The 10,593-nt window shown below is 50.5% G+C and carries 10 protein-coding genes; all 10 read right to left on the reverse strand.

The window, feature by feature from the left end:
• Positions 1–89 precede the first annotated feature (89 nt).
• Positions 90–2,597, reverse strand: coding sequence for a stage II sporulation protein E (gene spoIIE, locus HNR77_RS24620; protein WP_184190150.1), 2,508 nt, complete (start codon positions 2,595–2,597; stop codon positions 90–92).
• Between the two features lie 522 nt (positions 2,598–3,119).
• Complete coding sequence (locus HNR77_RS24625) at positions 3,120–3,644, reverse strand: S1 domain-containing RNA-binding protein (protein WP_110899216.1); 525 nt, start codon at positions 3,642–3,644, stop codon at positions 3,120–3,122.
• Positions 3,645–3,843: 199 nt separating this feature from the next.
• Positions 3,844–4,179, reverse strand: a complete 336-nt coding sequence (locus HNR77_RS24630) for an FtsB family cell division protein (RefSeq protein WP_145406572.1) — start codon at positions 4,177–4,179, stop codon at positions 3,844–3,846.
• A complete protein-coding gene (gene yabQ / locus HNR77_RS24635) occupies positions 4,172–4,762 on the reverse strand; it encodes a spore cortex biosynthesis protein YabQ (RefSeq protein WP_184190152.1) in 591 nt (196 codons plus the stop codon). Before yabQ ends, HNR77_RS24630 begins: the two co-directional genes overlap by 8 nt.
• The gene (gene yabP, locus HNR77_RS24640) at positions 4,759–5,046 is read right to left on the reverse strand and encodes a sporulation protein YabP (RefSeq protein ID WP_110899219.1); all 288 of its coding nucleotides are present in this window, start codon (positions 5,044–5,046) and stop codon (positions 4,759–4,761) included. Before yabP ends, yabQ begins: the two co-directional genes overlap by 4 nt.
• A gap of 169 nt (positions 5,047–5,215) precedes the next feature.
• Complete coding sequence (locus tag HNR77_RS24645) at positions 5,216–5,494, reverse strand: RNA-binding S4 domain-containing protein (RefSeq protein ID WP_090924618.1); 279 nt, start codon at positions 5,492–5,494, stop codon at positions 5,216–5,218.
• Complete coding sequence (locus HNR77_RS24650; protein WP_090924617.1) at positions 5,494–5,766, reverse strand: HU family DNA-binding protein; 273 nt, start codon at positions 5,764–5,766, stop codon at positions 5,494–5,496. Before HNR77_RS24650 ends, HNR77_RS24645 begins: the two co-directional genes overlap by 1 nt.
• A gap of 336 nt (positions 5,767–6,102) precedes the next feature.
• Positions 6,103–7,596, reverse strand: coding sequence for a bifunctional methyltransferase/pyrophosphohydrolase YabN (gene yabN, locus HNR77_RS24655; protein ID WP_184190154.1), 1,494 nt, complete (start codon positions 7,594–7,596; stop codon positions 6,103–6,105).
• A 354-nt stretch (positions 7,597–7,950) separates the two neighbouring features.
• A complete protein-coding gene (locus tag HNR77_RS24660; protein ID WP_184190156.1) occupies positions 7,951–9,768 on the reverse strand; it encodes a putative polysaccharide biosynthesis protein in 1,818 nt (605 codons plus the stop codon).
• Between the two features lie 229 nt (positions 9,769–9,997).
• Positions 9,998–10,540 (reverse strand): stage V sporulation protein T, encoded by a 543-nt coding sequence (gene spoVT / locus HNR77_RS24665; protein ID WP_184190158.1) that lies wholly within the window; start codon positions 10,538–10,540, stop codon positions 9,998–10,000.
• Positions 10,541–10,593 lie beyond the last annotated feature (53 nt).

A 10,593-nucleotide genomic window follows, 5' to 3' on the forward strand; every position in this document is an offset into this window, starting at 1 on the left:
ATGACTAGCATTGCCAGATTGAAGAGAGTTCAAACGATTGATCCGGATTGAGATAGCTGCCTATGGACACGATCTATACGTCAGGTTAACTAACTTACAGTGCGTGGGCGCTCCATACGGCTGATGCCAGGCACTCGCAGGGTAGCCCATTCCGGGCGGAAATGTTCAACTTTGCCAACTACAACGGTCATATCATCTAAAATTTCCTGCTTCTGATACCGAATCACACTTTCGAGCAGACAATCTGCAAGTTCTTGTGGCTCATCGGTATCAATCTCCTGAATGAGACGTTTCATCCACAGCTCTTTGTTCACTGCATATCCTGGCGCATCATAGATTCCATCTGTCATCATGATCAAAATATCACCAGGCTGCAGCTGCAGCGTAACAAGATCCACCTCTATATCTTTAATAATGCCTATCGGCAGATTGCTTGCCGAAACCTGAATAACCTCCTGTCCACGTTTGATAAAGCTCGGTGTAGAGCCAATTTTCATAAACGTTGTCTCTGCTGTGTACTCATCAATGAGTGCCATATCGACTGTAGCGTACATCTCTTCCGGAGAACGCAGCATCAGCACCGAATTGACGGATTTGATCGCCAGCTTCTCATCCATGCCTGATTGAAGCAGCTGCTCCAGAATGTTCAGTGCAGCACTGCTTTCCATGCGAGCCCGCTCTCCGTTCCCCATCCCGTCACTGAGTGCGACAGCAAACGTGCCATTGCCCAGCTCGACCGTACTGAAGCTGTCCCCTGACATCACATCGCCACCCTTGGCCGCAGCAGCCACACCTGTTGTGACCTCGAACGTTTTTGCCGAGCCAAAGGTCACGGTTGCCAGTCCCTGTCGTGGGTCAGTCATCGTTTCATGCAGCACAGCAATATGCTCGTCCAGCACGTTAGAGATCAGCGGAGCGATCATTTTGCGGCATTCATCAAACCCCCTTGTATATGCGTGTACAATCTCGATCTCTACATTGCCTGCTTCCAGATTAATAATTTCAATAGAATGAATGGATAATCCAAGGGACTCCAGCGCATCCCGAATCTGTTCCTCCTGCTGCACCATCTCCTCACTCTCGCGTTGAATTTCTTTGGCCAGGTCCTCCATCACCTGGGATACGCCGGATAATTGTTCGGCAACCAATTGACGACTATCAATAATCTGACGTTTCCATTGCATGTTGTGCTGATGCAGGCCATATTGGGCACGCATCACTTCAAGCACTTCCTCCGGCTTGGCACATACCCTGTTCCATTCGACCGGGATTTGCTTGCCGGACATCTCCGGGTTCGCTTCAATGGAACTCATCACATCCGTCATATAGCTGTAGGTTTGAATAAATTTGGCGTCCCAGCATTGCGCACGCTTGAAGCAGCTTGCACAGGTTCCTTCAGCAACTGCATTCATGAAATGTTCCATGCCGCCTTCTTTGTGTACCGGTTCCCCTGTACCGGACATCTGATCGAAGCTGCGGGATAATTGACGGAACACTTGGGAAAAGCGAGTTACTCGCTCCGCTGTAATATCCCGAATGCGTTTCGCATATTCATGCTGGGACTTGGTATGATCCTGCGTACCCGGTACATATTTGGATATGGCAGCAAGCATACTCTTTGGCGTAAGCATAAACAACACAATTGCCGCACACGTTTCCCATAATGAATTCATCACATCACCCGGACCACTCAAATAGATGGATAGAATAGATGAACCCAGCAGCATGCCTAGTGCAACCGCAGCACGTTTTCCCTCTCTAAGCATGCCTGCCAGCATACCGGCAAAAGCAAGCAGACTCATCTGATATACGGCCGACATATCGGCCAGACTGAGAATTAATCCTGTGATCACTCCAACCGATGCACCCAGGGGGGCTCCGCCCACCAGCGCAAAAACTAGAATGAGATATCGGGAGAGCATATGCTCCACCGAAAGCGACTGAATGGACCAGCCCACCGCTCCGGTCATGACCGAGGCCAGCAGAATGATCAGGCACAGGATCTCCTCGTTCTTTAGGCTGAATTTCTTTTTGCGATACGTAAAAATCGGAATGGCCTGAATGAACACAAGGGTCAATACAAAGCTTAGCACCGAATCCATCGTCAGCATCAGCATCGCATACCAGCTGAACGAAGGACCAATCACCACGGCGAACAGCTTTACCATAAAAGTTGTCGTAAATACCATCGTTGGTGCATAAGATAATTCAGCACGATCGTGAGATTGCAATCCCCGGAACAGCAGATAGAAGATTGCCATCTCGGAAGCGACAATGAGTGATACCGGAAACGGAGCGAACAGACTGCCGGCCAGCAGCGCCGCACCCACTGGAATGATGTAATCCCTGCGCATAAAAGCAATCACTGCAAAGTATGCAATAGCAAAAGGAGATAGTTCATTCAGAATCATTGCTTTACCCAGCAGAAATCCCATAAAGGTAAGCAGCAGTACCCATTTGCGCGAAGCTACCGCCTGGACAGCCTTGCGGGAACCCAGCCAGTGCTTCAGGCGTACTGACAGCTCCTCCCGAGCCGCAGCACCTCCTTTGCCTGCTTTCATTCCCGGAATTTGAATGACATTCCACTTCTCCATCATGCTCAAGGCACCCCATTCGATTAATTTGATTTCGTGTTTCGTTCTCGATGGTTCTGATTATAGATAGAATGCAAGACGTAGTTTGTCAGAATAGCTGGACGAGCTGCAAAAAGTTTACGACAAAAGAAACATTCGCGGCGCGATGGTGTTAAACCCTCGGCCTTATTGTAGTTTCTCGTATTCCAGAGCAGATCCGCTCCGATCCGCATGTCTGATTTTGAACGTGAAGCTGGAAGGTGTCGCCACGATCTGAGCAGGATAACTGGGGAATGCCACGGAAACCTGTCGGTAAAAAATGGTAGACGACAAATGTTCTTATCATTCCGTCTAGCGGTTCACTGGAGAGTAGAAATGATGTCATGGCTCAGCATAAAACGAATTCCTCTCCGAGGTTTCGCCGAAATCAGAATCGGAACAACAGCCTCTTCAACATTCGCTGAACATAACCTGGGGAAGCACAAAAAAACCGTCAGCCGATTGGCTAACGGTTCTGCTTATATATTTCAAATCAGGTTGGACAGATTACACACGCTTCGCGCCACGGCCGCCGCGTTTGCCCTCTGTATTCTTCTTAAGCGAAGAAATACGTTCTTCACTATCTTTCAGGAAGCGTGACATTTTATCCTCAAATGAAGGTTTGCCTGCTGCGGGCTTAAAAGAACGGCCTCCGCGGTCACGGTTAAATCCACCGCCACCACCACGACCTTGGCCACCACTTGGGCCTCCGCCGCCGAATCGTTCGCGATCTCCTCCACTGCGTTCCGGTCTAGGAGCTCTTGGGGGTCTGGATTGTGTTTGTTGCTCTACCGGTTTGTCAACAGCCTGTTTGATGGAAAGTCCGATCTTGCCGTCCTTGTCAACGTTGATAACCTTTACTGTGACTTGGTCATTCAGCTTCAGGTGGTCGTTGACATCTTTGACATAATTGTCGGCGATTTCCGAGATGTGAACGAGACCCGTGACACCTCCTGACAGATCCACAAATGCTCCAAAATGCGTGATTCCTGTCACCTTGCCCTCTAACTTGGTGCCCACTTCAATTGCCATAGAATAAAATGATCCTCCCTTAAAAATATACAACCCGATTTTTTGAATGCCAAAATCAATGCTGCGCTACTTGTAATTATACCTTATGCCATAAACCAAGGTCAACTGAGCAAGAGCCCAATGGAGAGCCTATTTTTTCCGATTTAACCGCATAAGACGTATTGAAATCAGGCCTTGCTCAGCAAAGGACCAAATTCCATTAGTTCCCTGCCCCTTCAACCTGAATTGGTGTTTCTTCAGGCAGGTAGTATCCTTTTTTTCGTGCCAGCTGTCCTATGTATTCAGGGTCCTTCAACCGGCTGACTTCATACTTCAGCTGTTCCAGCTGCTGCTTCGTATCCTGCTTGGACGTTTGCTGTTGAGCCAAATAAGAACTCTTGTCCGAAATTTGCGCATTCTGCACCAGAAAGGTATATCCCGCCCAGATCGCAAAACAGGTTACAAATGTCAACCAGATCATGAGACGTCTTCGCGCACCGGCAGACTTCCCTTGATTGGCTGGACTTTTCTTTCTGCCCACAGGTGTTCTACTCATTACCTGGACCTCCTTGAAACCAGCGTTTCCATATCGCTGCAATTCTTGCACCCGCTTGGACCATCCATCGAGGCGTTACCCAATATCTCAGGAGCGGCCTGAACATCCAGCGAAACAATTTGCCGAAAGGGATTAAACATTGCAGCACCAGTTTGCCCAGGAATATTAGTATCGCAAGCATAAAGCCGAATAATACACGTACTAATCGATATATTCCCTTCACTGGCATTACAATCAGGATGTTAAGGATATGTCCACACCACTGGATTAGTGTTCTTGCGAGTTTAATTAACATTACCACAAAACGCTGGGTTGTAACACTTAAAAGCCAAAAATAGAAGCAAACCCCGATAATCAGCCCCAAAAAGACATAAAACCGCAGCTGTCCGTGGTTTCCGGCGTACAGCATCCGAAACACGAACAGCGCGGAAGCAACCCAGTACAACAGATCAAGCGTATGGATGCTCCACCTTGGAAATCTCAGCTGACCGGACAGTACCCGGTAACTGTCGTAAGCCACGCCCATCACGACTCCCGATAACAGCATCCAGGTCAGTGTGATCCACTGCGCATCAAGAATCATCGGAACATCTTGCCGAACAGGCCTTTACTGTTTTTGGACTGGGAACCGGGGTCCAGATATTGAAGCGAGCTGACCGTGCCCTCAATGGATAACAAACCTTCCTCCAGGCTCAGGTTTTTGATATGTAAATTATGCCCCCGGATGGTCAGATGCCCAAGCTCGGTCTGTAGCAGAAATTCCTCACTGTCAAAGCTCTCCACATTGGAGACTCCTGTCAAGTCCAGCAGTTTCCGATTTTGCATGCTCAAATGATGCTGTTTGGCCTTCCCTCCGTGCTCAACCATGGCATGTACCCCTCCTTCTTTAGTACATAGCTTATGGATGAGAGCCAGAGAATAGAACCACTGCCCACAGATCATTTCCCTTCTCTCTTGCATGCAGGCAAAAAAACGCCCTTCCGGTACCGGAAGGACGTTTTAAGCAGTATAAAATGATACATGTACGGGATCGGAACTACCAGTCCATCCCGTTATCCTTGGCAATCGGCTCTTCCTTAACCAAGGTATAGAGGCTGCTCGCCTCATCCTTCTTGGTGCTCTCGGCAAGACGCTCCACCTTCACGGTGACCAGCTTCTGACCAAACTGAACCGTCAGCTCATCGCCTACTTTAACAGCAGCGCTGGGTTTCGCTTCCCGTCCGTTCACCAGAACACGTCCTTGTTCAGACACGTCTTTGGCTACCGTGCGGCGTTTGATCAGCCGAGATACCTTCAGGAATTTATCAAGACGCATTATTTTACAGCTTCTTTAAGTTTGTTACCTGCTTTGAATGCAGGAACAGTGGACTCAGGAATCACGATCTCATTCCCTGTTTGCGGGTTGCGTCCGGTACGACCGGAGCGTTTGCGGGTTTCAAAAGTGCCAAAGCCGATCAATTGTACTTTGTCGCCGCTAGCAAGTGCATCTGTAATTTCGCCCAAAAAGCCATTCAATACGGACTCGACATCTTTCTTAGTCAAACCGCTTTTGTTAGAAATGTTGTTGATCAAGTCTGTTTTGTTCATGTTTAAAAGCCTCCCAAATTGAAAAAAAAGTATCTGCGGGCCTAGCAGCCTTATGTGGGCCAAGCTAATCCTCGCACGGTTACTACACATGTATTCTGGCTTGCATGCTAAATTCCTGCCTTGGCCTGCGACTTTTTTTAGCATTTGTCGCACTATCGCAGAGATTCGTCTAAGTCCAGTACCCGAAACGTTCTCTTGTTAAACACCGCCATTTACCTGTAATCCCATTCATTTATCAGGTTTCGCATATCGTCATGAACACATGTTCGTATAATCATAACATACGGGCAGGCTTAATTGAAATAAGAAGTTTGGGTATTTTGACAAACGAATCCGCTACAGTCCTGCCTTTTTGGCTTGCTGCCAGAACTGCTCCATCTCTTCTACCGAGCTGTCCGCAGGGGTTTTACCCTGCTCACGCAGCCGTTCCTCGATGAATTGGAATCTGGCGACAAACTTGCGGTTGGTAGCTGCAAGTGCCTCCTCCGGGTCAGTATCAATAAAACGCGCCACGTTAGCTGTAGCAAACAGTACATCTCCAAGCTCCAGCTTGCGAGCCTCGGCATCATGTCCCTGCTGCACGGCTTCCTTCAGTTCGGAGAGCTCTTCCTCGATTTTGGCAAATACACCCTCCACATTATCCCAGTCAAATCCAACCTTGGCCGCTTTCTTCTGGAGCTTGTAGCCTTTCATAAGCGCAGGCAGATCACGCGGTATGCCATCCAGCACAGAAGCCTTCTGCACATCTTGACCTTTGCGCTTTTTCTCCTCTGCCTTCATCTGTTCCCAGTTTTGCAACGCTTCATTCGCATCTTCGGCCTGATTATCACCAAAAACGTGAGGATGACGGAAGATCAGCTTATCATTCAACCCCTCGATCACATCATACACATTAAATGTACCGATCTCTTCTTCCATCTGGGAGTGCAGCATGATCTGCAGCAGCAAGTCCCCCAGCTCCTCCTTCATATGGTCCGGGTCATCCTCATCAATAGTTTCAATGACCTCGTATGTTTCTTCAATCAGGTTTTTACGGATGGACTGATGTGTCTGCTCCTGATCCCACGGGCAGCCACCCGGGCTGCGAAGAATGTTGACGATCTCATGCAGCCGCGCAAAAGAGCGACGGCGCAGCGTATCATCTGTATTTTTAGGAACATAAATTAATGACAGATTGCCATAACCGGGAGTACGATCCAGTTCATGCAGCGGCACCTTGTGAATGACCTCCTGACCCTGCACACCAAGTGCATGGCCTACATACACGGGATAATCATCCGGGTAAACCTCCATCAGACACAGCTTCACATCCGAAGCAGTGAACACATCGTATACTTGTCCGATTAACGTGTGCAGCTGCGGCTGAACCAGTTCAGGATTCAGACTGCTGGCGTCCAGCAGCTGAAAGCCTTCAATGGGGTCAAAGCCCAGCCGGATAAATGCTTCATCCAGAAAGCTCTCCCCGCCCATGATCCGCAGAGAGATACCCTGCTGTGGGCAGCGCTCCTTCAGCAGTCTTACACTGGCTTCGGCTACCATCGGATGGCCCGGTACGGCATAGACAATCTCGGTGCCGGGAGCCCCCGTGCGCGCAGCCTCGATCAATTGGCTTGCAATCTCCTCATAGACCTCCGGGAAAGAGGATTTTGACTCATAGATGGCGTCGAACGACGTCATCTCCAGCCCCTCCTGCTGCAGATCATTCAATACTGGATGATCCAATGTGCGTACATATAATGTAGCCGCATGCTTCATTTTTTTAATAATACCTAATGTGAGCTGGTCCGCATCCCCGGAACTCAGGCCTACCACTGTTAACGCTGCACTCATTGCGATTAAACCTCCATCCGAACCGTCCTGCTCGTCAATACTTCCACAATGCTTATTCCTTTGGCCCTTTGGCGCATTTATGACCAATAAACATGTCTATTCCGACCGAACAGGTTGGCGCTCGATAATTACACGTATTATACCAGAATCTGTAGATATCCTATAATCCCATCTGCATCATGGGGGTTTGGCAGACTCTACAATGTCCATTCTTTGCATTCTCATACATAAGAAAACACGCTGCATATCGTGCTGAACCGGATCTGTCCACCTGTGCGATCTTGTGCGTTGACTGCACTACAATTTCTGTTCCTCAGAACAGTGCAGACACAGGCTGCAGCTGCGATCCATGGGTTAGTGCAGTACACGCAGTCTGCGCAGCAGCCCTGCCAGACGCGGCCCCAGCTTCGGCAAGGCTGCCAGCTCTGCGGCGGTCAGCAGCCCAGTCCGGGCCGCGGCCAGCACAAACACGGCTGTGCCTGCGGCAATGCCCAGCAGGCTTTCGCCCATCGCAGCCAGCCGATGCGTGGCTGCGATGCCCACGCCGCCGAGCACCGCTTCGGCGGCCCAGGCCATGCCCAGCGCCGCCAGGCTCATGGCGGCGATCACCAGCGCCGGCTTCGCCAGGACGGCGCCAGGGGCAGGGCGCATGGCGGTAAGCCGCGCCAGCCGCGCCACATTCAGGCCAGCCGCCAGCATATAAGCGGCTGCGCCCGCAATCGCCGCGCCGCTGATGCCCAGCGTCGGCACAAGCATGACGTTCAGCAGCACCTTGACGCCTGCGGCTGTCAGCATGCTGAACGCGGGAGCGCGCACGGCGCCGAGGCCCTGCAGCAGCGCCGCCGCGATAATACTGACGGTGCTGCCCGCTGCCGTCAGCGCCATGTACCGCAATGCTTCGGTGCCTGCGGCATCCCCGTACAGCATGCGGTTAATCGGATCAGCCAGCACCGCAAGACCTGCGGATGCCGCCAGACCGATAAGCCAGAACCAGCGCAGCGCTGCGCCTGCTTGCTGCCTGACGGCTTCCGGCCCGCCCTTCAGACGTGCTTCGGCCATCGCCGGAATAAACAGCACCGAGAGTGACGTAGCCAGCATCGTCACCAGCTGCACCAGCGGCAAGCCGCGGTTGTAAATGCCGAACGATACCATCGTCTGCACCTCATCCAGCCCTTCACCCTGCAGCAAACGCGGAACCGTGAACGTATCCACCAGATTCATCAACGGCACTGCGAGTGAGCCAAGACAGACCGGGATGGCATAGATCAGCAATGTGCGTATCCATTCTGCGGTGGTACGCTTAGGCTCCCTGGCTTGTGCACTGGCCTCTGCCGGAGCAGCATTGTGCACGGCTGCTGTTTCCCCCCCATTTTCATCTGCCTTGTTCCTGCTTCCAGCATATCGGGTACCATCTTGCAAAGCACCCCCGAACTGTCCCGTCTTTTCCGTATCCTCCACCCGCTCCGAACTTGCATACAACGCTTCTCCAACCACCATACGCTCTGCATGCTCTGTCCGCTCTTTCCGCCGATGCCAGTATACGAATGCTAACATCACGGCAAGTCCAGCACATCCGCCTGCCACCGAGCCCAGCATTGCTCCTGCGGCAACCGTTTCAATTGAAGCCTCCTGACGAATCAGCCATAACAGAACAACGATCATAACCGTCACTCGCACCGTCTGTTCGACCACCTGTGATATCGCTGTAGGCATCATCTGCTGCATACCTTGAAAATATCCGCGCAAACCTGTCATCAGCGGCACACATAACAGCGCCAGGGATGCAGCACGAATCGACGGAATAACATGCTGATTGCCGATCAGTGCTGCAATCCATGGCGCGCTGGCATACATCACTATCGCCGTGATGAATCCGAATCCTGCGAGCAGCAGCGAGGATATTCGAATAATTCTTCGGCTCTCTGCCCACTGGCCCAGCGCTTGCTGCTCTGCTACAAACTTGGACACAGCCAGCGGCAGCCCTGCAGCAGCAATCGTAATGATAAGCATATATAACGGATAGACTGTGTTGTAGATGCCAAAAACACCGTCTCCCCCCAGATTTTGCAATGGAATCTTCTGAAAAGCACCGATGATTTTGGAGATGATGGCGGCAAGCCCTAGAATAAACGCTCCCTGCAGCAGCCTTGTACCTGAAGATAAATGTTTCATAACTTTCTGGTTCCTCCTGTGTGCACCCTGACATTCAACAAACGGAGCATAAAGCTCCCTTAGCTATTATACCTGCCAGAAGGCACACAGACGAATCCGCTCTTGTTCGATCTGTCGCTTCCCTTGTTTTGCTTCACAAAGCCAAAAGTTGCTCCATTTCGATCAATCACTCCAACAAAGCAAAAACTCCCGTATGCCCGATACAGGCTCACAGGAGTTCAGCTGCTGTCTATTGTTCCATTTGTTTGCCAAGGAAACCCGCAGCAGTCTCAGCCATTTTGGTTTCCATCTGAGACATCTTCACGGATTCATCCTTGTTGTACAGAATGACCGTTCCAATCGGATCGCCTCCAGAAATAATCGGCGCAATAACAAACGAGGATAACGTCTCATCGTGATCTTTGCTAATCTCATAGGTGCCGCTTGTTGCTTCAATCATCGTTTTGCGGTTCTCCATACAGCTCTCTACAAGGCTGCCAATCTGCTTGTCCAAATATTCCTTCTTGGAGCCGCCTGCCACCGTGATTATGGTATCCCGGTCAGAAATCATCGTCACGTGACCTGTACTCTCATATAACGATTCTGCATATTCTTTGGCGAAATCGCCGAGCTCGCCGATCGGTGAATATTTTTTTAATATAACTTCACCATCCCGATCCACGAAAATCTCAAGCGGATCTCCTTCACGAATACGTAACGTACGACGAATCTCTTTTGGAATGACCACACGACCCAGGTCATCTATACGGCGGACAATACCAGTAGCTTTCATTTTACATGTTGCCCCACTTTCTCGAGAAGATTTTTCAACTACTGTTCCTTAAT

Source organism: Paenibacillus sp. JGP012, assembly GCF_014203995.1.
Lineage (GTDB): Bacteria > Bacillota > Bacilli > Paenibacillales > Paenibacillaceae > Paenibacillus > Paenibacillus silvae.

Coding starts and splice junctions, on each gene's coding strand:
- HNR77_RS24660 (WP_184190156.1), bottom strand. CDS start 9,768: ATGAAACATTTATCTTCAGGTACAAGGCTGCTGCAGGGAGCGTTTATT.
- spoVT (WP_184190158.1), bottom strand. CDS start 10,540: ATGAAAGCTACTGGTATTGTCCGCCGTATAGATGACCTGGGTCGTGTG.
- yabQ (WP_184190152.1), bottom strand. CDS start 4,762: ATGATTCTTGATGCGCAGTGGATCACACTGACCTGGATGCTGTTATCG.
- HNR77_RS24645 (WP_090924618.1), bottom strand. CDS start 5,494: ATGCGTCTTGATAAATTCCTGAAGGTATCTCGGCTGATCAAACGCCGC.
- spoIIE (WP_184190150.1), bottom strand. CDS start 2,597: ATGATGGAGAAGTGGAATGTCATTCAAATTCCGGGAATGAAAGCAGGC.
- HNR77_RS24650 (WP_090924617.1), bottom strand. CDS start 5,766: ATGAACAAAACAGACTTGATCAACAACATTTCTAACAAAAGCGGTTTG.
- yabP (WP_110899219.1), bottom strand. CDS start 5,046: ATGGTTGAGCACGGAGGGAAGGCCAAACAGCATCATTTGAGCATGCAA.
- HNR77_RS24625 (WP_110899216.1), bottom strand. CDS start 3,644: ATGGCAATTGAAGTGGGCACCAAGTTAGAGGGCAAGGTGACAGGAATC.
- HNR77_RS24630 (WP_145406572.1), bottom strand. CDS start 4,179: ATGAGTAGAACACCTGTGGGCAGAAAGAAAAGTCCAGCCAATCAAGGG.
- yabN (WP_184190154.1), bottom strand. CDS start 7,596: ATGAGTGCAGCGTTAACAGTGGTAGGCCTGAGTTCCGGGGATGCGGAC.